23 protein-coding genes are annotated in these 24,203 nt (G+C 61.8%); 9 read left to right on the top strand and 14 right to left on the bottom strand.

Going from position 1 to position 24,203, the window contains the following annotated elements; genetic code table 11:
- The first annotated feature begins 49 nt into the window (after window positions 1–49).
- The 5 genes from C4J91_RS23980 to C4J91_RS23960 all read left to right on the top strand — a co-directional run bounded on the left by C4J91_RS23980 (window position 50) and on the right by C4J91_RS23960 (window position 4,313).
- The gene (locus C4J91_RS23980; RefSeq protein WP_003237030.1) at window positions 50–1,207 is read left to right on the top strand and encodes a D-alanyl-D-alanine carboxypeptidase family protein; all 1,158 of its coding nucleotides are present in this window, start codon (window positions 50–52) and stop codon (window positions 1,205–1,207) included.
- Between the two features lie 84 nt (window positions 1,208–1,291).
- Window positions 1,292–1,567, top strand: coding sequence for a DUF493 domain-containing protein (locus C4J91_RS23975; protein ID WP_124364553.1), 276 nt, complete (start codon window positions 1,292–1,294; stop codon window positions 1,565–1,567).
- On the top strand, window positions 1,567–2,214 hold the full coding sequence (gene lipB, locus C4J91_RS23970) for a lipoyl(octanoyl) transferase LipB (RefSeq protein ID WP_124364552.1): 648 nt from the start codon (window positions 1,567–1,569) through the stop codon (window positions 2,212–2,214). The genes C4J91_RS23975 and lipB overlap by 1 nt, the downstream gene beginning before the upstream one ends.
- Window positions 2,215–2,239: 25 nt before the next feature.
- On the top strand, window positions 2,240–3,241 hold the full coding sequence (gene lipA, locus C4J91_RS23965) for a lipoyl synthase (RefSeq protein WP_164484599.1): 1,002 nt from the start codon (window positions 2,240–2,242) through the stop codon (window positions 3,239–3,241).
- A gap of 151 nt (window positions 3,242–3,392) precedes the next feature.
- The gene (locus C4J91_RS23960) at window positions 3,393–4,313 is read left to right on the top strand and encodes an LD-carboxypeptidase (RefSeq protein WP_124364550.1); all 921 of its coding nucleotides are present in this window, start codon (window positions 3,393–3,395) and stop codon (window positions 4,311–4,313) included.
- 111 nt (window positions 4,314–4,424) lie between these two features.
- Here the strand turns inward: C4J91_RS23960 and C4J91_RS23955 are convergent, their stop codons facing one another.
- The 5 genes from C4J91_RS23955 to leuS form a co-directional block, all read right to left on the bottom strand.
- Window positions 4,425–5,750 carry a lytic murein transglycosylase gene (locus C4J91_RS23955; protein WP_124364549.1) on the bottom strand — a complete coding sequence of 442 codons (1,326 nt, stop codon included), beginning with the start codon at window positions 5,748–5,750 and terminating at the stop codon, window positions 4,425–4,427.
- Window positions 5,751–5,812: 62 nt separating this feature from the next.
- Complete coding sequence (gene arfA / locus C4J91_RS23950; protein ID WP_003176285.1) at window positions 5,813–5,977, bottom strand: alternative ribosome rescue factor ArfA; 165 nt, start codon at window positions 5,975–5,977, stop codon at window positions 5,813–5,815.
- A gap of 208 nt (window positions 5,978–6,185) precedes the next feature.
- Window positions 6,186–7,223 carry a DNA polymerase III subunit delta gene (gene holA / locus C4J91_RS23945; protein ID WP_124364548.1) on the bottom strand — a complete coding sequence of 346 codons (1,038 nt, stop codon included), beginning with the start codon at window positions 7,221–7,223 and terminating at the stop codon, window positions 6,186–6,188.
- A 39-nt stretch (window positions 7,224–7,262) separates the two neighbouring features.
- On the bottom strand, window positions 7,263–7,868 hold the full coding sequence (gene lptE / locus C4J91_RS23940) for an LPS assembly lipoprotein LptE (protein ID WP_124364547.1): 606 nt from the start codon (window positions 7,866–7,868) through the stop codon (window positions 7,263–7,265).
- A 90-nt stretch (window positions 7,869–7,958) separates the two neighbouring features.
- Window positions 7,959–10,565, bottom strand: coding sequence for a leucine--tRNA ligase (gene leuS, locus C4J91_RS23935; protein WP_124364546.1), 2,607 nt, complete (start codon window positions 10,563–10,565; stop codon window positions 7,959–7,961).
- 261 nt (window positions 10,566–10,826) lie between these two features.
- Between leuS and C4J91_RS23930 the strand changes: the two genes are divergently transcribed.
- Both C4J91_RS23930 and C4J91_RS23925 read left to right on the top strand, forming a co-directional pair.
- Window positions 10,827–11,144, top strand: coding sequence for a hypothetical protein (locus C4J91_RS23930; protein ID WP_124364545.1), 318 nt, complete (start codon window positions 10,827–10,829; stop codon window positions 11,142–11,144).
- Between the two features lie 92 nt (window positions 11,145–11,236).
- Window positions 11,237–11,998, top strand: coding sequence for a YdcF family protein (locus tag C4J91_RS23925; protein ID WP_124364544.1), 762 nt, complete (start codon window positions 11,237–11,239; stop codon window positions 11,996–11,998).
- Window positions 11,999–12,119: 121 nt separating this feature from the next.
- Here C4J91_RS23925 and lnt read toward each other — a convergent pair whose 3' ends face one another.
- The 5 genes from lnt to miaB form a co-directional block, all read right to left on the bottom strand.
- The gene (gene lnt, locus C4J91_RS23920) at window positions 12,120–13,643 is read right to left on the bottom strand and encodes an apolipoprotein N-acyltransferase (protein WP_124364543.1); all 1,524 of its coding nucleotides are present in this window, start codon (window positions 13,641–13,643) and stop codon (window positions 12,120–12,122) included.
- Window positions 13,644–13,651: 8 nt separating this feature from the next.
- Entirely contained in the window at window positions 13,652–14,491 is an 840-nt protein-coding gene (locus C4J91_RS23915) for an HlyC/CorC family transporter (protein WP_122483878.1), read from the bottom strand.
- A 27-nt stretch (window positions 14,492–14,518) separates the two neighbouring features.
- Window positions 14,519–14,992 carry an rRNA maturation RNase YbeY gene (gene ybeY / locus C4J91_RS23910; RefSeq protein WP_124364542.1) on the bottom strand — a complete coding sequence of 158 codons (474 nt, stop codon included), beginning with the start codon at window positions 14,990–14,992 and terminating at the stop codon, window positions 14,519–14,521.
- On the bottom strand, window positions 14,985–15,989 hold the full coding sequence (locus C4J91_RS23905) for a PhoH family protein (protein WP_124364541.1): 1,005 nt from the start codon (window positions 15,987–15,989) through the stop codon (window positions 14,985–14,987). The genes ybeY and C4J91_RS23905 overlap by 8 nt, the downstream gene beginning before the upstream one ends.
- A 150-nt stretch (window positions 15,990–16,139) precedes the next feature.
- Window positions 16,140–17,468, bottom strand: a complete 1,329-nt coding sequence (gene miaB / locus C4J91_RS23900; protein WP_124364540.1) for a tRNA (N6-isopentenyl adenosine(37)-C2)-methylthiotransferase MiaB — start codon at window positions 17,466–17,468, stop codon at window positions 16,140–16,142.
- 132 nt (window positions 17,469–17,600) lie between these two features.
- On the opposite strand from miaB, the gene C4J91_RS23895 reads away from it, so the two are divergent.
- Entirely contained in the window at window positions 17,601–17,927 is a 327-nt protein-coding gene (locus C4J91_RS23895) for a DUF1820 family protein (protein WP_003194436.1), read from the top strand.
- A 12-nt stretch (window positions 17,928–17,939) separates the two neighbouring features.
- Here the strand turns inward: C4J91_RS23895 and C4J91_RS23890 are convergent, their stop codons facing one another.
- The 4 genes from C4J91_RS23890 to C4J91_RS23875 all read right to left on the bottom strand — a co-directional run bounded on the left by C4J91_RS23890 (window position 17,940) and on the right by C4J91_RS23875 (window position 21,491).
- A complete protein-coding gene (locus C4J91_RS23890; protein ID WP_057724919.1) occupies window positions 17,940–18,494 on the bottom strand; it encodes a tetratricopeptide repeat protein in 555 nt (184 codons plus the stop codon).
- Between the two features lie 225 nt (window positions 18,495–18,719).
- Window positions 18,720–20,003, bottom strand: a complete 1,284-nt coding sequence (gene hemL, locus C4J91_RS23885) for a glutamate-1-semialdehyde 2,1-aminomutase (RefSeq protein ID WP_124364539.1) — start codon at window positions 20,001–20,003, stop codon at window positions 18,720–18,722.
- Between the two features lie 11 nt (window positions 20,004–20,014).
- Complete coding sequence (thiE, locus tag C4J91_RS23880; protein WP_124364538.1) at window positions 20,015–20,644, bottom strand: thiamine phosphate synthase; 630 nt, start codon at window positions 20,642–20,644, stop codon at window positions 20,015–20,017.
- 49 nt (window positions 20,645–20,693) lie between these two features.
- Window positions 20,694–21,491 (bottom strand): hydroxymethylpyrimidine/phosphomethylpyrimidine kinase, encoded by a 798-nt coding sequence (locus C4J91_RS23875; protein WP_124364537.1) that lies wholly within the window; start codon window positions 21,489–21,491, stop codon window positions 20,694–20,696.
- Window positions 21,492–21,768: 277 nt separating this feature from the next.
- Here C4J91_RS23875 and C4J91_RS23870 point away from each other — a divergent pair, with 277 nt between their 5' ends.
- The gene (locus C4J91_RS23870; protein ID WP_124364536.1) at window positions 21,769–24,168 is read left to right on the top strand and encodes a hybrid sensor histidine kinase/response regulator; all 2,400 of its coding nucleotides are present in this window, start codon (window positions 21,769–21,771) and stop codon (window positions 24,166–24,168) included.
- Window positions 24,169–24,203: the final 35 nt, after the last annotated feature.

Raw genomic sequence — 24,203 nt, 5'->3', positions numbered from 1 at the left:
ATAGTTTTGCCCGCGAGGGCAAGTTTCCATAAGCAATTTCGAGAGACGGATGAACATCACCACCTTAGCCAAACGTACGTGCCTGCTTATCTCGCTGATCATCACTCCGGCCGCCTGGGCGGTTGAGATGGTGCCGGCTTCCCCGCAACTGGCCGCCAAGGCCTGGGTCCTCATGGATGCCGCCAGTGGCAACGTGCTGGTCGAAAACGGCGGTGACGTGCGCCTGCCTCCAGCCAGCCTGACCAAGCTGATGACCGCCTACATCGCGACCCTGGAAATCCGTCGCGGCCAGATCGGCGAAAACGACCCGGTGACCGTCAGCGAAAACGCCTGGCGTACCGGTGGTTCGCGGATGTTCATCAAGGTCGGCTCGCAAGTCACCGTCAGCGACCTGTTGCACGGCATCATCATCCAGTCCGGTAACGACGCCAGCGTCGCCTTGGCCGAGCACATCGCCGGCAGCGAAGACGCGTTCGCCGACATGATGAACAAGACGGCCGGCGACCTGGGCATGACCAACAGTCACTTCATGAACCCGACCGGCCTGCCGAATCCTGAGCATTATTCGTCGGCTCACGACATGGCGATCCTGGCCCGCGCGATCATCCGCGTCGACCCGGTGCACTACGCCATCTACTCCCAGAAAGAGTTCTTCTGGAACAACATCAAGCAGCCTAACCGCAACCTGTTGCTGTGGCGCGACAAGACCGTCGATGGCCTGAAAACCGGCCACACCGACGAAGCCGGCTACTGCATGGTGTCGTCCGCTGTACGTGATGGCCAGCGCCTGATCGCCGTGGTATTCGGCACCAACAGCGAGCAGGCCCGTGCGGCCGAGACGCAAAAGCTGCTGACCTACGGCTTCCGCTTCTTCGAAACCCAGACCTTCTACCAGAAGGGTACGGAGCTGGCGACCGCGCCGGTATGGAAGGGCGCAACCTCCCAAGTCAAGGCCGGCCTGGCTGATGACCTGACCCTGACCATGCCTAAAGGCCAGCTGAAAAAGCTCGCTGCCAGCATGACCATGAACCCGCAATTGGTTGCCCCAATCGCCAAGGGCGACGTGATCGGTAAAGTCGAAGTCAAACTGGACGACAAGGTGGTGCACAGCGCCGACCTGATCGCACTGGACGCCGTCGACGAAGGTGGTATCTTCCGCCGCGTGTGGGATAGCATCCGTCTATTCTTCTACGGCTTGTTCAACTGATTGTGTGCACCTGCAAAGCCCCGCGTTGATCCGACGCGGGGCTTTGCCGTCGCCACGGCTTACCGCTTACGAGGCCGTTCTGCCATGACCGATAAAGAAGTAAAGCCGCCAAAAATCGAATTCCCGGTGACGGATTATCCCATCAAGGTGATCAGCGATACCGGTGCAGGCCGTAAAGACACGATTCTTGAGATCGTGCGTAAACACGCGACGATCAACGACAACCGCGTGGACGAGCGCTCCAGCTCCACGGGTAAATACACGACGTTCCAGTTGCACATCGTGGCGACGGATCAAGACCAGCTCTACAACATCAACAGCGAACTGCGGGCCACCGGCTTCGTGCACATGGTGTTGTGATGCCACAGGTCCTGGGCTTTCGCGAGCTCGGCCGGATGGCCTACGAGCCGGTCTGGCACGCCATGCAGCGCTTTACCAATGAGCGCGGCAACTCGGCAGCGGATGAAATCTGGCTGGTCGAACACCCGCCGGTGTTCACCCAGGGCCAGGCCGGCAAGGCCGAGCACCTGCTGCTTCCGGGTGATATTCCGGTGGTGCAGGTCGACCGAGGGGGTCAAGTGACTTACCATGGGCCTGGCCAACTGGTCGCTTATCTGTTGCTGGATGTGCGCAAGCTGGGGTTTGGCGTGCGTGACCTGGTAAGCCGCATGGAAGCTTGCCTGATCGAGCTGTTGGCCAGTTACGGCGTGACCGCTGCGGCCAAGCCTGATGCACCGGGTGTGTATGTGGATGGCGCGAAAATCGCTTCCCTGGGATTGCGCATTCGTCACGGGTGTTCCTTTCATGGCCTGGCCCTGAATGTGGACATGGACCTGGCCCCGTTCCGGCGCATCAACCCCTGCGGCTACGCGGGGCTTGCGATGACCCAGTTGAGCGACCATGCAACACCCATAGAATTTGCCGAGGTAAGTGCCCGGCTGCGCGCGCAGCTCGTCAAACACCTCGACTATGCTGAGCAGACGACCCTGACGGGCGGAATCGATTGATATGACTACTGATGTTGTGCAAACCATGATCCCGACGCTGGACGTTACCGAGCGTCCAGCCCCGGCCCCGCGTGCCAAGGTGGAAGCCGGCGTCAAGCTGCGCGGCGCCGAGAAGGTTGCACGCATCCCGGTCAAGATCATCCCGACCACCGAACTGCCGAAAAAGCCTGACTGGATTCGCGTGCGCATCCCGGTCTCGCCGGAAGTCGACCGCATCAAGGCGCTGCTGCGCAAACACAAGTTGCACAGCGTGTGCGAAGAGGCCTCTTGCCCGAACCTGGGCGAATGCTTCTCCGGCGGCACCGCCACCTTCATGATCATGGGTGACATCTGCACCCGTCGTTGCCCGTTCTGCGACGTCGGCCACGGCCGTCCGAAGCCCCTGGATGTCAACGAGCCGGAAAGCCTGGCTATCGCCATCGCCGACCTGAAACTCAAATATGTGGTGATCACCTCGGTCGACCGTGACGACTTGCGCGACGGCGGTGCCCAGCACTTTGCCGATTGCATCCGCGAAATCCGCAAACTGTCGCCGAACGTCATGCTTGAAACCCTGGTGCCCGACTACCGTGGCCGCATGGATGTGGCGCTGCAAATCACCGCCGCCGAGCCGCCGGATGTGTTCAACCACAACCTGGAAACCGTTCCGCGCCTGTACAAGGCCGCGCGTCCGGGTTCGGATTACCAGTGGTCGCTGACCCTGCTGCAGAAGTTCAAGCAGATGATGCCGCACATTCCGACCAAATCCGGCTTGATGCTGGGCCTGGGCGAAACCGACGAAGAAGTTATCGAAGTCATGAAGCGCATGCGCGAGCACGACATCGATATGCTGACCCTGGGCCAGTACCTGCAACCGTCCCGTAGCCACTTGCCGGTGCAGCGTTTCGTGCACCCGGATACCTTCGCCTGGTTCGCCGAGGAAGGGTACAAGATGGGCTTCAAGAACGTAGCCTCCGGCCCATTGGTGCGCTCTTCGTACCACGCCGACGAGCAGGCCAAGCTGGTCAAGGCGAGCCTGGTGTCGTAACACCGAGCTATGTAACGCCGCAGGTCCAATGTGGGAGGGGGCTTGCCCCCGATTGCGGTGTGACAGTCAATACACGAGTGACTGATACATCGCCATCGGGAGCAAGCCCCCTCCCACATTTCGTTATGCGTCATATTAAGGAGAATTGTGCATGACTAGCGCCGTACCCGCTCTGCGCCCCGAAGGCACCATCGGCCTGATCGCTCCCGCCGGCCCTGCCGCGCTGGACGTCGAAAAAGCCGGGCAATGGATGCGCGCCCGTGGCTACGAACTGCGCATTTTCCCGGGTGTGTATGAGCGCGACGGCTACCTGGCCGGCAGTGATCAAGTGCGTCTCAACGACCTGCATGCTGCCTTCGCCGACCCCGAAATCGACGCTATTTTCTGCCTGCGCGGCGGCTACGGCACGCCACGCTTGCTCGATGCGCTGGACTTCGACCTGTTGCGCGCACATCCCAAGCCTTTCGTCGGCTACAGCGACATCACCGCCTTGCACCTGGCGATCAACCGCTACGCGGGATTCGTCACCTTCCACGGGCCAATGCTCAATGCCGACTTGCTCGGTGGCAAGCAGCCCCCCACCGAGTCATCACTGTTCAGCCTGCTGCGTGGCCAGCTTGGCGCCGGCAGCCTGTTGACGCACCCGGTGGCCTACCCCTTGACCACCATTGAGCCTGGCATCGCCTGCGGGCGTCTGTTGGGCGGCAACCTCTCGATGATCGCGGCGGTGATGGGCACCGCCTACGACATTGACGCTGAAGGCATCATTCTGTTTATCGAGGACATCAACGAACCGCTCTATCGCATCGACCGCTTGCTGACGCACCTGCGCCTGGCGGGCAAACTCGATCAGGTGGCGGGGGTGTTGGTGGGGGATGTGGCCGGTGTGGATCAGGTGGGGCTGGAAAGACTGTTGAAACAGACTTTCGAGCCGCTGTGCATTCCGGTGCTGGCTGGCTGGCGCAGTGGGCATTGCGATCCGAACCTGACGTTGCCGATGGGGGCGTTGGTGCGTTTGGATGCGGGGGAGCAGCGGGTGGTGTTGGAGCAGGATGTCGTGTTTAGCCGCTGAGTTTTCGGCGCCTGCTAAACCGCATCGGGGGCAAGCCCCCTCCCACATTTGGAATGCAGTCAAATGTGGGAGGGGGCTTGCCCCCGATGGCGGTAGTTGCCCTGAGCAGATCTAGCGCTCTTGCAGCGCCTCCAGCAACTTCACCGTCGGATACCCATCCGCCGGCCAGCCCAGCGCTTGCTGCGCCGCTCGAATCGCCTTGCGTGTGTTGGCGCCAATGATCCCGTCGGCATTGCCCGCGTCGTAGCCCTTGGCGCTGAGCGCCGTCTGCAGGTCGATACGTTGCGAGCGGCTCAGGGGCAGCTCATCCTTCGGCCAGCTCCCGCGAATCACACCACCGCCACCAAATCGCTCCGACAGCAGGCCAACGGCCAGCGCATAGGACGACGAGTTGTTGTATTTCAGGATCGCACGGAAGTTATCCAGTACCAGGAACGCCGCCCCACGGTAGCCGGCCGGCAACAGCAGGGCGGCGGACAGTTGGTCGACATTGGCTGGCAGGCTTGCGCCAGGAGGCAGCTGGATGCCCAGTTTCAGCCATTCGGCAACGGTCTTGCGGATGCCACCATCGGCCAGGGAGTAGTCGAAGCCCGTTGGCAGTGGCTGCACCTCAACGCCCCACGGCTGGCCTTTCTGCCAGCCGGAGCTTTGCAGGTAATGAGCGGTGGACGCGAGGGCGTCACCCGGGCTGTTCCAGATATCGCGGCGACCGTCGCCGTCGAAATCCACGGCGTGGGTGTTGTAGGTGGTGGGGATGAATTGGGTCTGGCCCATTGCGCCGGCCCAGGAACCTTTCATCTGGTCGGCCGCAATATCGCCGTGCTGGATGATCTGCAGCGCCGCCAGCAGTTGCGCCTGTGCGAACGCCGGGCGACGGCCCTCATAAGCCAGGGTCGCGAGGGAGCGGATCACCGAGTTATTGCCCTGGAACTGGCCGAAGTTGCTTTCCATGCCCCACACCGAGACCAGTGCCTGGCGATCGACGCCATACCGCTCTTCGATGCGCTGCAGGATATCGGCGTACTTGACCAGTAACGCCTGGCCATTACGCACGCGCAGCGGCGACAGCGCGCCGTCGAGGTATTCCCACACCGGGCGGGAAAACTCCGGCTGGCTGCGGTCGGCGCGAATCACCGCCATGTCCGGGCTGACGCCGGCGAAGGCATTATCGAAGACGTCGGCGGTGATTCCGGCTTGCAGGGCCTGCGCACGGAAACCGGCCTGCCATTCGGCGAAGGTCTGGGTCGGTTGGATGTTCAGGTTGTCTACCGCCAACGGCGCAACGACGGCAGGCGCGACGGCCGGTACGGTCTTGAGCGTGGGCAGGGGTTGAGCATCCGCGGCGGTGGGTTTTTCCGCGCAGGCGACAAGCAGAATGAGGCTGGAGGCAGCGATCAATTGGCGAAGGTGCCAACGACGGGAAAGACTAGAGGGCATGCACAGGTCCAGGGGGTTACAAATCCAGTGCAGACCTTATCATGCCAGAGGGGAGCTTGCCTTCAGGCAGCCAGAAAGTAAGAAGCCTCCCAGCTATTAGACTGGAAGGCTTCGCGGCGGTAGCTGCCTTTGCCCTTGCCGGCGCGTTCCTGACGGCTGCGGAACAGTGGCTGGGCGATGATGGATTTGGCCTTGTTCGGGCCATGCTTGGATGGCTTTTTGCTCATGGTCTTTCTCTCGTTCGGGTGGGTGGAGCGGCGAAAATAATCTGCCTATATTGCGGCGCTGTAAAGCCTGAGAATTGTAAACACAAACAAAATGTGGGAGGGGGCTTGCTCCCGATGGCGGAGTGTCAGTCACTGGATTTTTTGACTGTTACACCGCTATCGGGAGCAAGCCCCCTCCCACATTGGATTTGTGGTGTTCTTGGGGGAGCTATTCAGCAGGCAACGCCAGGCGCTGGCCGGCCATCAACAGCGATAAGCGGCTCAGACTCATCCACGGCGAACCGGCCGCCTGGCCTTTGATCTGTGCATCGATGCGCTGCGCTTCCAGCAACAGTTGCGCCCAGCGTTGCGCCGAGTGTCGTTGCAGGGCCTTGCTCATCAGCGGCTTGCGCTTGTCCCACACCGGCGGTCGGGCTTGGCTGAAGCATTTGTCCAGAGGTGTGCCCTGGCTGTATTGCAAAGCGATGTTAGCCAGCACCCGCAGTTCCCGGGCCAGGGCCCAGAGAATCACCGGCGGTTCCACACCCTCGCCGCGCAGCCCTTCGAGCATGCGCAGGGCGTGGGCCGGCTCACCGTTGAGGATCGCGTCCACCAGCCCGAAGACATCGAACCGCGCACTGTCAGCCACCGCGCCTTGCACGGTTTCGACGGTAATCTGCCCATCTTCCGCCATCAGCTTGAGCTTTTCGATCTCCTGGGCGGCAGCCAGCAGGTTGCCCTCGACCCTGGCGGCGATCAGCTCGACGGCATCTTGCGTGGCCGACAGGCCGGACTGTGACAGGCGTTGGCGGATCCATTGCGGCAGCTGGCTGCTGTCCACCGGCCAGATCTGGATGAACTGGGTCTGTGGACCTTCCACCAGCGCCTTGCCCCATTTGGTTTTCTGCGCACTGCCGTCGAGCTTGGGCAGGCTGACCAGCAACACCGTGTCTTCAGCAGGGCGCGCGCAATATTCCATCAACGCCGCCGCGCCTTTATCGCCCGGCTTGCCCGAGGGCAGGCGCAGTTCCAGCAGGCGTTTTTCGGCAAACAGCGACATGCTCGCGCCTGCCTGCAGCAGCGTGCCCCAGTCGAAACTGGCGTCGGCGCTGAACACCTGGCGTTCATCGAAACCTTGCTGGCGCGCCGCCGTGCGAATGGCGTCGGCCGCTTCCTGGCACAGCAACGGGTCATCGCCGCTGACAATATAGACAGGCGCGAGGCCACCTTGCAGGTGTTTGGCGAGTTGGGCGGGGGCGAGTTTCATAGGCAGGGCGAACGGGGCGCCAGGAGCGCCCCGTTTGGCTTACTCGACAGGGACTTCAACAGGCGACTGTTTCGGCGTGTTGTCTTCATACTCTTGCGCGGCTTTCAGGGCATCGGCGTCAGCCTTGGCCTTGTTGTCGGCGATTTGCTGCAGCTCCGCGAGTTTTTCCGGGGTCAGCAGTTGCAGGCGAGTCATCATGCGCTGGACCAGCTCACGACGCATTTCCTTGCGCACCTGAAGGGTCTCGGAGTCTGAACCCACCAGGTTGTTGCCGTCGTGGCTCACGACTTTCTGCACCTGGATCTTGTCACCCATCAGCGGCAAGTGATCGCGGCCTTGTACTTCGAAGTTGACGGTGGTGGTCAACTCGACATCCGACGCGCGGCCCGCACTGGCGTAGCTGATGTTGCGCTGGGTTTCGCGCTCATCGACCAAGTCCAGTTTGTAGGTGGCCCCGGTATAGACGCGTACACCGCTGTTTTCCAGGGCCTGGCGCAGCTGAGTCACGGTCTCGCCGTAGGCATTGCGTGCGCTGACGTCGAGTTCCTTGAGCGACAATTCGTTGGTGCCGGTGCCGCGCAGCTGGAAGCCGCACGCGCTCAACAGAACGGCCAGGCCCATTACCAGCAGATTGCGTTTGATCATGTTTGTTGCTCCCCTTGAAACCAGGCGGGCCGTATCGAGGCCCTGAAGGTTTAGTTCGGCGCAGGGCTCAAGCCCTGCGCCCGATCCGATTTAGCTGGCGACGATATTGACCAGTTTTCCGGGCACTACGATCACTTTGCGGATCGTCAGGCCTTCGGTAAAGCGCAGCACGTTCTCGTTGCAGCGTGCAGCCGCTTCGACTTCTTCACGACTGGCGCTGGCCGGCATGTCGATCTGGCCGCGCAGTTTGCCGTTGACCTGAATCACCAGTTGCAGCGTGTCCTGTACCAGCGCGCTGTCATCCTGCAGCGGCCAGCGGGCGTCGATAACGGCACCGCTGTGGCCCAGGCGGTTCCACAAATCGTGGCTGATATGTGGGGTGATCGGCGCCAGCAGCAGGGTAACCGTTTCCAGGCCCTCGTGGATCAATGCGCGATCCTGTTCCGTGGCCTGCGGGGCTTTTTCCAGCACGTTCATCAGCGTCATCACCTGGGCGATGGCGGTGTTGAACTTGTGGTTCTGCCCTACGTCCTGGCTGGCCTGGCGGATAGCCAGGTGGGTGCTGCGGCGAATGGCCTTCTGCTCATCGTTCAGGGCGGCGACGTCCAGCTTGCCCGGCAAGCCCTGGCTGACGTGGGCATGGGCCAGGCGCCAGACGCGCTTGAGGAAGCGGTGTGAGCCTTCGACGCCGGAATCGGACCATTCGGCGCTCATGTCGGGCGGCGAGGCGAACATCATGAACAGGCGGCAGGTGTCGGCGCCGAACTGATCGATCATCGATTGTGGGTCGACGCCGTTGTTCTTCGACTTGGCCATCTTCTCGGTGCCGCCGATTTCCACCGGCAGGCCGTCGGACTTGAGCTTGGCGCTGATGACCTTGGCTTTGCTGTCACGTTCGAGTTCGACGTCCGCCGGGTTGAACCAGGTGTAGGCGCCATTGGCTTCGCGGCGATAGTAGGTCTCGGCGATCACCATGCCTTGGGTCAGCAGGTTCTTGAACGGCTCGTCGGAGCTGACCAGGCCTTCGTCACGCATCAGCTTGTGGAAGAAGCGCGCGTACAGCAGATGCAGGATGGCGTGTTCGATCCCACCGATGTACTGGTCCACCGGCAACCAATGGTCGGCTGCGGATTTCTCGACCAGGCCACCTTCATAGTGCGGCGAGGCGTAACGGGCGTAATACCACGAGGACTCGACGAAGGTGTCCATGGTGTCGGTTTCACGCTTGGCCGGCGCGCCGCATTTAGGGCAGCTGCATTCGTAGAACTGCGGCATGCGTGCCAGAGGCGAACCGGCGCCGTCCGGGACGACGTCTTCGGGCAAGACCACCGGCAACTGGTCTTCCGGCACCGGCACGTCACCGCAGCTTTCGCAGTGGATGATCGGGATCGGGCAGCCCCAGTAGCGCTGACGGCTGATGCCCCAGTCGCGCAGGCGGAACTGGGTGCGCGAGGCGCCGAGGTTTTTCTTGATCAGCGCGACTTCGATCGCGTCGAACGCGCCTTGGAAGTCCAGGCCGTCAAATTCGCCGGAATTGATCAAGGTGCCGTGCTCGCCGTAGGCGTCTTGCCACGGGGCCGGGTTGGTCTCGCCCGCGCTGGTGCGCACCACGGATTTGATCGGCAGGTTGTATTTGGTAGCGAACTCGAAATCGCGCTCGTCGTGAGCCGGCACCGCCATGACCGCGCCGTCGCCGTAGTGCATCAGCACGTAGTTGGCGACCCAGACCGGCAGCTTCTCGCCAGTCAGCGGGTGCTCGACGAACAGCCCGGTCGGCAGGCCTTTCTTCTCCTGGGTGGCGACATCGGCTTCAGCCACGCTGCCACCTTTGCATTCGGCGATGAACGCCTGCAGCTCAGGATTGTTCTGTGCGGCCTGCGTGGCCAGCGGGTGTTCGGCGGCCACGGCGACGTAAGTCGCGCCCATCAGGGTGTCGGGGCGGGTGGTGAATACTTTGAGTGCGCCGGCTTCGCCGATCGAGTCGACGTTGTACGGGAACTGCACTTCCATGCCCTTGGATTTGCCGATCCAGTTGCGCTGCATGGTCTTGACCTGTTCGGGCCAGCCCGGCAAGTCGTCGAGGCTCGACAAGAGTTCATCCGCATAGGCGGTGATCTTGAAGTAGTACATCGGGATTTCGCGCTTTTCGATCAGCGCGCCGGAGCGCCAGCCGCGACCGTCGATCACCTGTTCGTTGGCCAGCACGGTCTGGTCGACCGGGTCCCAGTTCACGGTGCCGCTCTTTTTGTAGATCACGCCTTTTTCGAACAGGCGCGTGAACAGCCATTGTTCCCAGCGATAGTAGTCCGGCTTGCAGGTGGTCACTTCGCGGGACCAGTCTACCGCCAGGCCCAGGCTGCGCAGCTGGGTCTTCATGTAGGCGATGTTTTCGTAGGTCCACTTGGCGGGGGCTACGTTGTTTTTCATCGCGGCGTTTTCCGCCGGCATGCCGAAAGCGTCCCAACCCATGGGTTGCAGGACGTTCTTGCCGAGCATGCGCTGGTAGCGGGAAATCACGTCGCCGATGGTGTAGTTACGCACGTGCCCCATGTGTAGCTTGCCGCTGGGGTAAGGGAACATCGATAGGCAATAGAAAGTCTCCTTGCCTGGCTGTTCGCTGACTTCAAAGGACTTTTGCTCGTCCCAGAAGGTTTGTGCGGCATTTTCTATTTCACGGGGCTGATATTGTTCGTGCATGGCTACTTTTGAACTGAATAAGGGTGGCCTAATCCTCTTCGGTGCAGTGTCCGGGTTGTTCGACACCAGAAAGCGGCGCGTCCGTGCCCAAACCCTGCGGGAAGTGGAGTTACAGGAAGCGCCGTAGCATACATGACCCCACTCTATCGAGGGAAACCCTGATTGCGCAGGCAGGGCCGTCTGTCGCGGCATCGGGCAGGCGCAGCCACGGGGGCTACGCTGTTTATTGGGGAGCATGTATTTCTTCAATGAGGTGAGGGGATGGCTGAATCGCAGCGAACTTTAACTAAACCGCAATTATATGAAGGATTGATCGACCGTTTGGGTCGGGCATTGGATGCCGCAAGAACCGCAGGCCGATTGCGTGGTGAACGGCCTCTGGAGCTGGAGTTGCAAGGCTTGAGCCAGGCAGAGCTTGAACTGATCGAGAACTATCTGGCGTTGCACCACCAACGCGCCTCTGATGGGCAGGCCTCCCCGCCAGTCCAGACGCCTTCCCGTTCGGCCAAGGTGATCTGGCTGAAGGATCTGCCGGCCGGCCGCGGCCCGGAACGTTTCCGATCCGTACGGTGTAAGTAACCCGCGTTATCCGCCACTTTGCAAAATGTGATGGTAAGGATTGTTGCCGAACCCCGTTGCATCTAGGCTTCGGGCATCTTTGGAGATGCCCGATGCCTTTTCGTTATTTCATCAAACAATTGTTGCTGCCGCCCGGTATTTTCTTGCTGTTGCTGGCGCTTGCCTGGTGGTTTCGCCGCAGTCGACCGCGCTTGGCGGGGTGTTGCTTTGCCTTGGGATTGGGCGGGATGTGGCTGATCAGCCTGCCGGTAATGGTGCAGTGGGGCGCGCACGCCTTGGAGACAGCGCCGCCTTTGGCCCGCGAAGACTGGGCAAGCCTGGCCCAGCGCGCCGATGCGATTGTGGTGCTGGGTTCCGGGCGCGAGCGCGGTGACATTGCCTGGGGCACCGACCAACCCACCGGCATCGGCCTGGAGCGTGAGCGTTATGCGGCGCGGCTGGCCAAGGCGTCCGGGTTGCCGCTGCTGACCACCGGTGGCCTGCATTACGGCACCCCGCCCAGCGAGGCGCAGTTGATGGCGGTGTCAATGCAGGATGACTTCGGCGTGACGGTGCGTTGGAAAGAAGAGCGTAGCCGCACCACCTGGGAAAACGCCCAGATGAGCGCCGAGATTCTGTTGCCGCAAGGTATCAAGCGCGTGGTGGTGGTGACCCAAGCCTGGCACATGCCGCGTGCGATGTGGAGCTTCGAGAAGGCCGGCTTTACCGTGGTGCCCGCGCCAGTGGGTTTTCTGGGCGTGGACAACGCGCGTCCACTGGGCGGCTGGATGCCGGAGGTCAAGGCGGTATGGCAGAGCGGGCAGTTGATCAATGAGGCGGTGGGGCAGGTGGGGTACCGGTTGTTCTACAAGTAGCACCGCCATTCAAAATGTGGGAGGGGCTTGCTCCCGATTGCGGTGTATCAGTATCAAATGTACTGACTGACACACTGCTATCGGGAGCAAGCCCCCTCCCACATTGGTTTTATGGTGTCTGTCAGACCGTTTTGGCCATTCGACCCGCCAGCAGCGCCCAGCCGAACAACAGCACGCACACAATGATCAGCGGCCACGACCGCCATTGCAGGTAAGGCGTGAGGTTGTGCATTGGCACCACGTCGCCATAGAGAATGCCGCGCTCGAATTGCGGGATCTGTGCGGTGATCTGCCCAAACGGGTTGATCAGGCCGGTCACGCCGTTGTTGGTGGCGCGGATCATCCAGCGGCCGGCTTCCAGCGCGCGCATCTGCGCCATCTGCAGGTGCTGCAGCGGGCCGATGGAGCGGCCGAACCAGGTGTCATTGCTGATGGTCAGCAACAGGTCGCTCTGGGCCGACAGGCCGGCGGCGAACTCCGGGTACACCACTTCATAGCAAATGAACGGTGCGATCTGATAACCCTTGGCCTGGAGCATCGCCTGGTCGGCGGGGCCGCGGGCGAAGTCCGACATGGGCAGGTCGAAGAAGGCGATCAACCCGCGCAACATGTCCTGCAACGGCACGTACTCACCAAAGGGCACCAGCTTTTGCTTGAGGTAGGTGCCATCACCTTCGCCGACCACGGTGATGCCATTGAAGTAGCGCTTCTCATGGCGTACTTCCTGGCGAATCGGTACCCCAGTGATAAGCGCGGTATTACGCTCGGCGGCGAACTTGCCCATCATGCCCAGGTAGCCTTCGACCGACTCCTTAAGCACCGGAACGGCGGTTTCCGGCCATACCAGCAGGTCGACGCGCCTGGAGCTCAAACTCATGTCGCGGTACAGCGCCAGCTGCGCATTGAGCTGCTCGGGGTCCCACTTCATGCTTTGTTCGACGTTGCCCTGGATGGCGGCCACGCTCAAGGGCGGGCCGGAGGGCGAGGTCCAGGCATGGTGCTTGAGCGCCAGGCCAATGGCCCAAGGCGCAACGAGCAGCACCAGGCCGGCAGCGATGAAGCTGTTGCGCTTGCTTGCCAACAGGCGCGGCAGGTTGCACAGCACGGCGGCCGTGAGCGCCAGGGCGAACGAAATCAGCCACATCCCGCCCAAGGGCGCCAGGCCAGTCAGCGGGCCGTCGAGTTGACTGTAGCCGGAGTACAACCACGGAAAGCCGGTGAGGAACCAGCCACGAAAGGCCTCCTGGCCCACCCACAACGCCGCGAAGGTCAGCGCATCGGCCAAGGGCGCTTCATTGCGGCGCAGCCAGCGCGCCCACAGCCAGGCGGGCAGGGCGAAGAACCAGGCGATGGCGGCGGTGAACAGCAGCATCAGGAAACCCGCCAGCAGCACCGAAGCGCCGCCGAAGTGGTGGATGCTGTAGTAGATCCAACTGGTGCCGGCGCCAAACAGGCCGAACCCGAAACACCAGCCGCGCCCCAGGGCCTGGCGGGGTGTCAGCTCGCGCAGGCCGATATAGAACACACCGACCGCCACCAGCGCCAGCGGCCAGATATCGAACGGCGCCAGCGCCAGGGTGGTGATGGCGCCGGCCACCACGGCCAGCAAGTTACCGGGCCAGCCGGGTGCAATCAGACGGCGCATTTCAGTCCTTAACGGGCAATAGGGGTCAAACGGATCAAGTGAATCCGGCGGCTATCGGCATTCAGGATGCGGAACCGGTACGCGCCGATCTCGGTGGTTTCGTTACGCTTGGGCAGGTGCCCGAACGCACTCATCACCAGGCCGCCGACGGTGTCGAACTCGTCGTCGGAGAATTCGCTGTCGAAGAACTCGTTGAAGTTCTCGATGGGCGTCAATGCCTTGATCAGGAAGTCACCGCTGGGCAGTGGCTTGATGTAGCTGTCTTCTTCAACGTCGTGCTCGTCTTCGATGTCGCCGACGATCTGCTCCAGCACGTCCTCGATGGTCACAAGGCCCGCCACGCCACCGTATTCGTCGATCACGATCGCCATGTGATTGTGGTTGGCGCGAAATTCGCGCAGCAGCACATTCAGGCGCTTGGACTCAGGCACGAAGGTGGCCGGGCGCAGCAGGTCCTTGATGTTGAAGTTGTCGCCGTTCTCCTTGAGGATCAGCGGCAACAGGTCCTTGGCCAACAGGACGCCCATGACGTCGTCATGGCTTTCACCGATCACCGGGTAGCGCGAGTGCGCCGAGTCGATCACGGCCGGGAGGAATTCGCGCGGGGTCTGGGTCGCCCTGATGCTGATCATCTGCGAGCGCGGCACCATGATGTCGCGTACTTGCAGGTCAGCCACCTGGATGGCGCCTTCGACGATGGCCAGCGCTTCGCTGTCCAGCAACTTGTTCTGGTGGGCCTCGCGCAGCAGCTCCAGCAGCTCCTGGCGGTTTTTCGGCTCGTGGGCAAAAGCCTGGGTCAGTTTACCCAGCCATGACTTTTGCCCGTTGCTCGATCGGTCTTCGCTCATAGCGATTACTCTAAATCCTTGATTGTTTCAGTTGAGTGTCGATTGGTTTTCGTCGTCGGCATACGGGTCGCGATGACCCAGTTCTGCAAGCAACGTTCGTTCCAGTGCTTCCATTTCCAGGGCTTCGTCATCGTCTATATGGTCGTAACCCAAGAGATGCAGGCAGCCGTGGATGACTAGATGGGCCCAGTGGGCCTCAAGTTCCTTTTCTTGCTCCCGCGCCTCGCGCTCGACCACCGCGACACAAATCACCAGGTCGCCCAGCAGCGGGATATCCAGAAACTCGTCGGGCACGTCGGCGGGGAAAGACAGCACGTTGGTCGCGTAGTCTTTCTGGCGCCAGGTGTGATTCAGCTCACGGCCTTCGGGCTCGTCCACCAGACGAATGGTCAGCTCCGAATCGGCGGTGCGCTGGCGCAGGGCCAGCTCACACCACTGACGGAATTGTGCTTCGCTGGGCGCGGCCGCTTCGGTGGCCAGTTGCAGGTCAAGCTCAAGCATCGCGGCGCACGTCCTTGGACAGGCCGTCGTCGCGGTGTTCGAAGCGCTCGTAGGCCTCGACAATGCGCTGCACCAGCGGGTGGCGCACCACGTCCTTGGGCATGAAATGCGTAAAGCTGATACCCGGCACATCCTTGAGCACTTCGATCACCTGGCCCAGGCCTGACTTGGTGCCCTTGGGCAGGTCGACCTGGGTGATATCACCGGTGATCACGGCCGTGGAGCCGAAACCGATACGGGTGAGGAACATCTTCATCTGCTCGACCGTGGTGTTCTGGCTCTCGTCGAGAATGATGAAGCTGTTGTTCAAGGTGCGACCGCGCATGTAGGCCAGCGGCGCGATTTCGATCACCTGGCGTTCGATCAGCTTGGCCACGTATTCAAAGCCAAGCATCTCGTAGAGCGCGTCGTAGAGCGGGCGCAGGTACGGGTCGATCTTCTGGGCCAGGTCGCCGGGCAGGAAGCCGAGCTTTTCGCCCGCCTCGACGGCCGGGCGCACCAGCAGGATGCGGCGAACCTGTTCGCGCTCCAGGGCATCCACCGCACAGGCCACGGCCAGGTAGGTCTTGCCGGTACCGGCCGGGCCGATGCCGAAGTTGATATCGTTACCGAGGATTTCCTTGACGTACTTCTGCTGATTCAAGCCGCGTGGGCGAATCATGCCTTTTTTGGTACGCAAGGCCACGCTGGCTTCGGCCACCGGGTTGTTGGCCAGGTCTTCCACGGCGGATTCCTGCAGATACAGGTGCACCGTTTCCGGCGACAGCTCACTGCCCTTGGTTTCGCGGTAGAGACGGCGCAGCAGGTTTTCCGCAGACGTGGTGTGTTGAGGTTCACCAATGAGCTCGAATTGATTGCCGCGGTTGCGGATCTCGATGCTCAGGCGTTGTTCGATCAGCCGCAGGTGCTCGTCGAACTGTCCGCACAGGTTGGCGAAACGGCGAGCCTCAAACGGCTCGAGGAGAAAACGATGGGGTTCTACTGTAGGTGCGTTCAAGGTCGCTTTTAGCCGCCCTTTGGCTGTTGAGGTGAAAGAGAGAATAACGCCACGCGCCGGTGTGCGAAAGCACTTACGTTATCGGAATGCTGCACGGTTCCAATGTGGGAGCAAGCCCCCTCCCACATTGGGTATGTGTTGATCGGGGAATTACTGGATCAACGAGCCGCGCAGCGAGTGCGGTTGCGCCGCATCGATGTGCACATCGGCAAACTGGCCGATCAGGGTCGGGTTGTCGCAGCGGAAGTTGACGATGCGATTGTTCTCGGTGCGGCCCTGCAATTCGCCGGGGTCTTTCTTCGAGTAATCGGTTACCAGGATGCGCTGGATCGAACCGACCATTTGTCGGCTGATCTCGAAACCCTGCTGATTCAGGCGATGTTGCAGCGCATTCAAGCGCTCCTTTTTCAACGCTTCCGGGGTTTCGTCCAGCAGGTCGGCCGCTGGGGTGCCGGGGCGTTGGCTGTAGACGAACGAGTAGGAGAAGTCGAAACCCACGTCCTCGATCAGCTTCATGGTCTGCTGGAAGTCCTTCTCGGTCTCGCCAGGGAAGCCGACGATAAAGTCCGAACTGATGCAGATGCCCGGCACGGCGGCGCGCAGTTTGCGCAGCTTGGACTTGTACTCCAGGGCTGTGTGGTTGCGCTTCATTGCCGACAGGATGCGGTCTGAGCCCGATTGCACCGGCAAATGCAGGTGTTTGACCAGTTCCGGCACGTCGGCGTGGGCCTGGATCAGGCTGTCGGAGAACTCCAGCGGGTGCGAGGTGGTGTAGCGAATGCGCTCGATGCCGTCTACTGCGGCGACCACGCGAATCAGCTCGGCCAGGTCGGCCAGGCGTCCGTCGTGGGTCTGGCCGCGATAGCCGTTGACGTTCTGGCCCAGCAGGGTCACTTCGCGCACGCCGTTTTCGGCCAGGTGGATGATTTCCGCCAGCACGTCGTCAAACGGCCGGCTGACTTCTTCGCCACGGGTGTAGGGCACTACACAGAAGGTGCAGTACTTGCTGCAGCCTTCCATCACCGATACATAGGCGCTTGGCCCGTCGATGCGCGGCTCGGGCAGATGGTCGAATTTTTCGATTTCGGGGAACGACACGTCCACTTGCGGCAGCTTGGTGGCGCGTGCGGCATCGATCATTTTCGGCAGGCGGTGCAGGGTCTGCGGGCCGAAGACCACATCGACATAGGGCGCGCGGTCACGAATGGCCGCGCCTTCCTGGCTGGCCACGCAACCGCCGACGGCGATCACCATGTCCGGGTTGGCCAGTTTCAATTCGCGCCAGCGGCCCAGTTGCGAGTAGACCCGGTCTTGGGCCCGTTCGCGGATCGAGCAGGTATTGAGCAGGATCACGTCAGCATCTTCGGCGCGAGCCGTGACTTCCAGGGCCTGATGTTCACCCAGCAGATCGACCATGCGCGAGCTGTCGTACTCGTTCATCTGGCAACCGTGGGTTTCGATGTAAAGCTTCTTGGCCATGGGAATCGTCAACTGGTGGTAAAGAACCGCGCATTATAGGCGGCATGTCCATTGGTTCCTAGCACTGTGCATCGGGTGCCATGCTATAGTTCGCGCCCTCATTTATATCCGCCGATGTGCTGCCCGCCCCCCATGACCAAACGTGAAGCTCCAATCTACAAGGTGATTTTCCTTAACCAGGGCCAGGTGTTCGAAATGTACGCCAAGCAGATCTATCAAAGTGATCTGTGGGGCTTCCTGGAAGTGGAAGAGTTCGTCTTTGGCGAGCGCACGCAGCTGGTCGTCGATCCAGGCGAGGAAAAGCTCAAGGCCCAGTTCGAAGGCGTGGTGCGCAGCTTCGTGCCGATGCATTCGATTGTGCGCATCGACGAAGTCGAGCGCCTGGGCACGCCGAAGATCAGCGAGGCGCGGGGCACCAGCAATGTGATGCCGTTTCCGATGCCAATGCCTGAGAAGTAAGGCAACGCTGAATCAGGGAAGGGGTGAAAAGGGCGAACGCCCATCGGCGCTCTGCAATTCCTGCAGGTAATTGCGGAAAATCTGCCCCAGCACCTGGGTCGCTACTTCCAGTTCATCACGCTGCATGTGCTCGGCCACTTCGTCGGCGGTGTCCAGCGCGTCTTCAGCACCGTTGACCGCCGCCATTTTCAGCACGATGTAGGCCTGGACGTTATTGGCCGGTACACCTTCGCCACGGAAAAACATGTTGCCCAGCTGGAATTGCGCCTGGGCGTGGCCCTGTAGCGAAGCCTTCTCGAAATAGCTCAAGGCTTTGTTGAGGTCGACGGCGGGGTTCTTGCTGTCGTGGTAGTACTCGCCCAACTCGTATTGCGCTTGCGCATCCCCTTCATCAGCCTGTTTCTGGCACGCGCTCAGGGCTTCGGCCTGGGTGTCGGGCTGGGTATTGAGGGTGCAACGACCCATCGCTGGGATTAACAACGAGTTGCCGCCTGCTTGTGCATGCGCCAGCAGCGGCTGAAGGAGCAACAGGCAGCCCAGAACCAGGGTGCGGCCGGTGCGTTTCATGGGAATCGACTTACCTCTGACGGGGCGCGCGGACCCTCGCGGGGTCCAATAAGCGCGCATTATGAAATAAGCAGGCCTCTGCTTACAAAGTCTTTACTCGTTTTTCTGCTGCTTGGGCAAGTTATCTGCCGGATTGCAGGGCAATTCTCGAAAAAAGCGAGAAATGGCTGTAAGCAAAGTAGCAAATCTGACGTTGGCACGGGCAACGTCAGAGGATGCCGTCACTTATTTCAGGGCCGCAAAGGCGCGCTCGGCAGCGTCCAGGGTCAGCTTCAGCTCGGCGTCGCCGTGGGCGATCGAGGTGAAGCCGGCTTCAAACGCACTGGGCGCCAGGTACACACCGCCTTCGAGCATCAGGTGGAAGAAGCGCTTGAACAAGTCGGCGTCGCTGCCCATCACGTCATCGAAGGTAACGATGTCGTCGGCGCCGCTGAAGTACAGGCCAAACATGCCGCCGGCCTGGGTGGTGACAAACGGGATGCCGGCAGCGTCGGCCCGCACTTGCAGGCCGTCCAGCAGGCGGGTGGTGTAGTCGGTCAGCTCGGCGTGGAAGCCAGGGCGGCTGATCAGGCGCAGGGTGGTCAGGCCGGCGGCCATCGCCAGCGGGTTACCGGACAGCGTGCCGGCCTGGTAGACCGGGCCCAGTGGGGCGATGTGCTGCATGATCTCGCGCTTGCCGCCGAAGCAGCCCACTGGCATGCCGCCACCGATGATCTTGCCGAAGGTGCTCAGGTCCGGTGTTACGCCGTAATGCGCCTGGGCGCCACCGAGGGCGACACGGAAGCCGGTCATGACTTCGTCAAAAATCAGCACCACGCCGTGTTTGTCGCACTGCTCGCGCAGGCCTTCGAGGAAGCCTGGGGCCGGTGGTACGCAGTTCATGTTGCCGGCGACCGGCTCGACGATGATGCACGCCACGTCCTGGCCGACTTCACCGAGCATCTGCTCGACGGCGGCGATGTCGTTGAACGGCAGGGTCAGGGTGTGTTTGGCGAACGCTGCCGGTACGCCGGCCGAACTCGGTACGCCCTGGGTCAGCGCGCCGGAACCGGCTTTTACCAGCAGGCTGTCGGAATGGCCGTGGTAGCAACCTTCGAATTTGATGATGCTGTCGCGACCGGTGAAACCGCGGGCCAGACGGATTGCGCTCATGGTGGCCTCGGTGCCGGAGCTGACCATGCGCACCATTTCCATCGACGGCACGATCGAGCAGACCAGGTCGGCCATCTCGGTTTCCATCGCGGTTGGGGCACCGTAGGACAAACCATGCTGCAACTGCTGGCGTACGGCGTCCAGCACGTCCGGGTGGCTGTGACCGAGGATCATCGGGCCCCAAGAGCCGACGTAGTCGACGTAGCGCTTGTCATCTTCGTCGGTGACATAGGCGCCTTCGGCATGCTTGAAGAACAACGGCGTGCCGCCCACGCTCTTGAACGCACGCACGGGGGAGTTCACACCGCCGGGGATGTGTTTCTGGGCATTGGCAAACAGGGTTTCGGAACGGGACATGATCGGGCTCTCTACACTGAAGATTTAAGAAGATCGTTGAACGCACGGGCGCGGCGCGTGACTTCCTGGGTGCTGTCGGCGCCGAACAGGCCGTGCACCACGGCGAGCAAGTCGGCGCCGTGGGCCACCAGCGGCTCGGCGTTTTCCAGGGTGACGCCGCCGATCACGCAGATCGGCAGGTGCAGGCGTTGGCGCGCCTCGGCCAGCATTTCAAGGCTGGCGGCCGGTGCGCCGGGCTTGGTGGTGGAATTGAAGAAGCGGCCAAAGGCGACATAACTGGCGCCCTCCCGGGCGGCCTGTTCGGCCAGCTCGATCTGGCTGTGGCACGTTGCGCCGATGATCGCCTTGGAGCCGAGCAGCGCTCGCGCCGGGGTCAGCGGGCCATCGGTCTGGCCCAGGTGCACGCCCACGCCCAGGCGCGCGGCCAGTTCGGCGTCATCGTTGATGATCAGGTGGGTCTTGTAGCGCGAGCACAGTTCCCGCAGTTTCTCGGCTTCACGCAGGCGGCGCGCTTCGTCGCTGCTTTTGTCGCGGTACTGCAGCAATGTCACGCCGCCGTCCAACGCCGCTTCGACGTAGGCGAGGAATTTGCCGGCCAACAGTTGGCTGTCGGTAATGGCGTAAAGGCCACGTAGTTTCATCGGGCAAGCCCCTTGCTGTGACGAGCGGTAAGTGATGATGAAAGGTGAACTACGAGCAGAAATCCAGTGGCAACCGACGCGGTACGAACTGGCCCTGGCCGAGTCGTTCGGCATCGCGCAGGGTGCGCCAGGTGTAGTTGAGCGCCGACTGTACGGCGCTGGCCAGGCCTTCGCCCTGGGCGAGCCGCCCCGTCAGCGCACTGGCCAGCGTGCACCCCGAGCCGTGATAACTGCCGGGTAAACGCTGGCACGTGTAGGTATGGCGGCTGCCATCGCGGCTGTACAGGCGATTGTGCACTTCGTGCTCGTCGCCGTGGCCGCCGGTGATCAGCAGATGCTTGATGTAGGGCAACAGCTTCTCGGCGCATTCGTCGGCGCTGCCGTCAGGCAATTCGGCCAGGATGCGGGCTTCGGGCAGGTTGGGCGTGGCGATCAGCGCCAGGGGCAGCAGCCGCTCGCGCATCGCATAACCGACTTCATCCTTGCCCAGGCTGCCACCGCCGCCAGCGCGCAGTACCGGGTCGCACACCACCGGCAGGTGCGGGTGCGCCTGCAGTAATTCGACCACGGTGTCGACCATCGCAGTGGAACCGAGCATGCCCAGCTTGACCGCGGCGACTTTGGAATCGCTGAGCACCGCGTTGGCCTGGGCCAGCACCCACTCGCGGTCGAGCACGCGAAAGTCACTGACATTGACGGTGTTTTGCACGGTCAGCGCGGTGACGGCCGCAGCGGCGTGGCAGCCCTGGGCAAGCAGGGCTTCGATATCGGCCTGCAAGCCGGCGCCACCACTGGGATCATGGCCGGAGAGACAGAGAACAACGGGGCGAGAGCTGTAGATATTCATGGTGCGCGAGCTTACCACCAAACGCCTTTTGCGTGGCCGTCCGGCGATGAGGGAATGTTGCCCTGGGGTGACGCTTTCGGGGTGGCTGAACATCCTCTGCAAATACGCTGAAAGCCTCGTCCCAGGGCCATCTGAAAAATAGTTACCATGGTGTCCAATGGCCTTTACCGGCTATGCTAAAGTGGATCCAAACAACTTACTGTATTGCCGGTGTACGTCTTCTCAAAAGGAACGGGGGAGCTTTTTGCCATAACCGGACAGGCCACGCTGGGGCTCTATGCGCTATTTGCTGATTTTATTATTGTGCGGGCTGCCGCTGCTGGCCGGCGCCGCCGAGTTCAATCAGAGCACCCGAAGCCTGCCACTGGGCCGGGTCATGCAAGTGCTCGAAGACCCGACCGGCACCCTCACCATCGCCGACGTCAGTTCCCCTGCCTACGCCGCTCAATTCAAACCCCATGACACACCCACCCTCAATGCCGGTTATTCGCACTCGGTGTTCTGGTTAAAGGTCAACCTGCATTACACCGCCGTTGACCCCCGCTCCCCGCGGACATGGTTTGTGGAGCTCGCTTACCCGCCACTCAATCGCCTCGAGCTTTACCAGAACGACGGCACCGGCAGCTATCGGCTCACCACTCGCACCGGCAGCGCGTTACCGTTTTCCAGCCGTGAAGTGCGCCAGGCCAACTACCTGTTCAAGCTCAATTTCCTGCCCGGCCAGCAGCAGACGATCTACCTGCGCCTGCAGAGCCAAGGCTCGATCCAGGCGCCGTTGACCCTTTGGGCAGGCACGGCCTATATGGAAGAACAGCCGCTGCGCCTTTATGTGCTGGGCGCTATCTACGGCGTGTTGCTGGGTATGCTGGTCTACAACCTGTTCATTTATTTGAGCGTGCGCGACACCAGCTACCTGTATTACATCCTCTACATTGCCTCGTTCGGCCTGTACCAGCTGTCGGTCAATGGCGTGGCCGTGGAGTACTTCTGGCCCAACAACCCGTGGTGGGCGAACGCGGCGGTGCCGTTTCTGATCGGCTCGGCCGCCTTGTTCGGTAGCCTGTTCGCGCGCAGCTTCCTGCACACCGCGCAACACAGCCGCTGGCTCGACCGTATCTTGCTGGCGCTGGCGGCCTGTGGCGGGTTGGTTATGGCGCTGGCGCTGTTGACCAGTTACGCGGTGGCCCTGCGCCTGGCCACCGGCCTGGCCCTGGTGTTTACCGTGACCATCTTCATTGCTGCAATCAAGGCCTGGTATTGCGGCCAGCGCATGGCGCGCTATTTCATCATTGCCTGGTCGGCGTTTTTACTCGGCGGGGTAGTCAACACGCTGATGGTGCTGGGCTACTTGCCCAACGTATTCCTCACGATGTATGCCAGCCAGATCGGCTCGGCCATCGAAGTTGCGCTGCTGTCCCTGGCCCTGGCCGACCGCATCAACGGCATGCGCGAGCAGCAGGCGCAGATCCTGTTCGACGCCAGCCAGAAACTTGAAGTGCTCAACCAGCAATTGGCCCGCAGCAATCGGCTCAAGGATGAATTCCTTGCCACTTTGACCCATGAATTACGCACGCCGATGAACGGCGTGATCGGCTCCCTTGAACTGATGCAAACCGTGTCCCTGGACGATGACCTGGCGCAGTACCAGCAAACCGCCGCCGGTTCGGCGCGGGACATGATGCGCATGGTCAACGGCATTCTCACCCTGACCGAGTTGCAGGCCGGCCGCCTGGCTGCCCGCCCGCAGGTGTTCGGTCTGCGCGGCATGCTGGAAACCGTGCGGCAACAGTTCGCGGCCAGCGCCCAGGCCAAGGGCCTGGCGTTTTCCATTGACGTCGCCGATGCCGTGCCGGACCGCGTGATGGGCGACGCCGACAAACTGATCCAGTGCCTGGATTGCCTGCTGGACAACGCATTCAAATTCACCCACTACGGCGCGGTGCGCTTACGCGTGGTGGGCGTCCCCCAGGCGGATGGCGGATTGCGCCTGAGCTTTATCGTGACCGATACCGGTATCGGCTTCGCCTTTCTCGACGAGGCCACGCTGTACCAGCGCTTCTTCCAGCTCGATGGCTCGATGACCCGCGAATACGGCGGTCTGGGCATTGGCCTGGCAATTTGCCGGCAGTTGATCGAGCTGATGGGCGGTCGCCTCACCCATCATTCGGAGCCGCGCAAGGGCAGTCGCTTCCAGCTGGAAATGGACGTCAAGCCGGTGCCGCCCGAGCCCAAGCCCGCCGCACAGTTGCGGCCCGCACAACGCGCGCCGCAGGATTGCACGGTGTTATTGGTGGATGACAACAGCGTGGCGCAACTGGCGGTGCGCGGCATGCTGCTCAAGCTGGGTTACCGGGTCAAGGCCGTGGATGGCGGCCCGGCGGCATTGGCGGCGTTGCAGGAGCACAGGTTCGACGCGGTGGTGCTGGATGTGCCTGAGGGCGGCTTCTCATTGTGCTGTCAGATCCGTGCCTTGCCGGGCGGCGGTGAGTTACCGGTGATCGGCCTGAGCAGCGCGCTCAATGTCGCGGACCGTGAGCGCTGCCATGGCATCGGCATGAACGATCACTTGGCCAAGCCAGTACGTTTCGAGGCTTTGCAGGCGACGCTGGAGCGGCTCGTGCTGTGTCCACCAGAGGGCGAAAGCGCCGAACATTCGGCGCGTATGCCACTTTTTTAAGGCCTGGGTCGGTGCTTAACTGAAATCAAGGCCTC

The organism is Pseudomonas sp. R3-52-08, from assembly GCF_003851745.1.
Taxonomy (GTDB): domain Bacteria; phylum Pseudomonadota; class Gammaproteobacteria; order Pseudomonadales; family Pseudomonadaceae; genus Aquipseudomonas.
This window is presented reverse-complemented; position numbering and strand designations above follow the sequence as displayed.

Coding starts and splice junctions, on each gene's coding strand:
- C4J91_RS23960 (WP_124364550.1), top strand. CDS start 3,393: ATGACTAGCGCCGTACCCGCTCTGCGCCCCGAAGGCACCATCGGCCTG.
- arfA (WP_003176285.1), bottom strand. CDS start 5,977: ATGAGCAAAAAGCCATCCAAGCATGGCCCGAACAAGGCCAAATCCATC.
- lipA (WP_164484599.1), top strand. CDS start 2,240: ATGATCCCGACGCTGGACGTTACCGAGCGTCCAGCCCCGGCCCCGCGT.
- miaB (WP_124364540.1), bottom strand. CDS start 17,468: ATGGCCAAGAAGCTTTACATCGAAACCCACGGTTGCCAGATGAACGAG.
- holA (WP_124364548.1), bottom strand. CDS start 7,223: ATGAAACTCGCCCCCGCCCAACTCGCCAAACACCTGCAAGGTGGCCTC.
- C4J91_RS23895 (WP_003194436.1), top strand. CDS start 17,601: ATGACCAAACGTGAAGCTCCAATCTACAAGGTGATTTTCCTTAACCAG.
- lipB (WP_124364552.1), top strand. CDS start 1,567: ATGCCACAGGTCCTGGGCTTTCGCGAGCTCGGCCGGATGGCCTACGAG.
- ybeY (WP_124364542.1), bottom strand. CDS start 14,992: ATGCTTGAGCTTGACCTGCAACTGGCCACCGAAGCGGCCGCGCCCAGC.
- C4J91_RS23875 (WP_124364537.1), bottom strand. CDS start 21,491: ATGAATATCTACAGCTCTCGCCCCGTTGTTCTCTGTCTCTCCGGCCAT.
- hemL (WP_124364539.1), bottom strand. CDS start 20,003: ATGTCCCGTTCCGAAACCCTGTTTGCCAATGCCCAGAAACACATCCCC.
- C4J91_RS23890 (WP_057724919.1), bottom strand. CDS start 18,494: ATGAAACGCACCGGCCGCACCCTGGTTCTGGGCTGCCTGTTGCTCCTT.
- C4J91_RS23955 (WP_124364549.1), bottom strand. CDS start 5,750: ATGCCCTCTAGTCTTTCCCGTCGTTGGCACCTTCGCCAATTGATCGCT.
- thiE (WP_124364538.1), bottom strand. CDS start 20,644: ATGAAACTACGTGGCCTTTACGCCATTACCGACAGCCAACTGTTGGCC.
- lnt (WP_124364543.1), bottom strand. CDS start 13,643: ATGCGCCGTCTGATTGCACCCGGCTGGCCCGGTAACTTGCTGGCCGTG.
- C4J91_RS23980 (WP_003237030.1), top strand. CDS start 50: ATGAACATCACCACCTTAGCCAAACGTACGTGCCTGCTTATCTCGCTG.
- C4J91_RS23930 (WP_124364545.1), top strand. CDS start 10,827: ATGGCTGAATCGCAGCGAACTTTAACTAAACCGCAATTATATGAAGGA.
- C4J91_RS23975 (WP_124364553.1), top strand. CDS start 1,292: ATGACCGATAAAGAAGTAAAGCCGCCAAAAATCGAATTCCCGGTGACG.
- lptE (WP_124364547.1), bottom strand. CDS start 7,868: ATGATCAAACGCAATCTGCTGGTAATGGGCCTGGCCGTTCTGTTGAGC.
- C4J91_RS23870 (WP_124364536.1), top strand. CDS start 21,769: ATGCGCTATTTGCTGATTTTATTATTGTGCGGGCTGCCGCTGCTGGCC.
- leuS (WP_124364546.1), bottom strand. CDS start 10,565: ATGCACGAACAATATCAGCCCCGTGAAATAGAAAATGCCGCACAAACC.
- C4J91_RS23915 (WP_122483878.1), bottom strand. CDS start 14,491: ATGAGCGAAGACCGATCGAGCAACGGGCAAAAGTCATGGCTGGGTAAA.
- C4J91_RS23925 (WP_124364544.1), top strand. CDS start 11,237: ATGCCTTTTCGTTATTTCATCAAACAATTGTTGCTGCCGCCCGGTATT.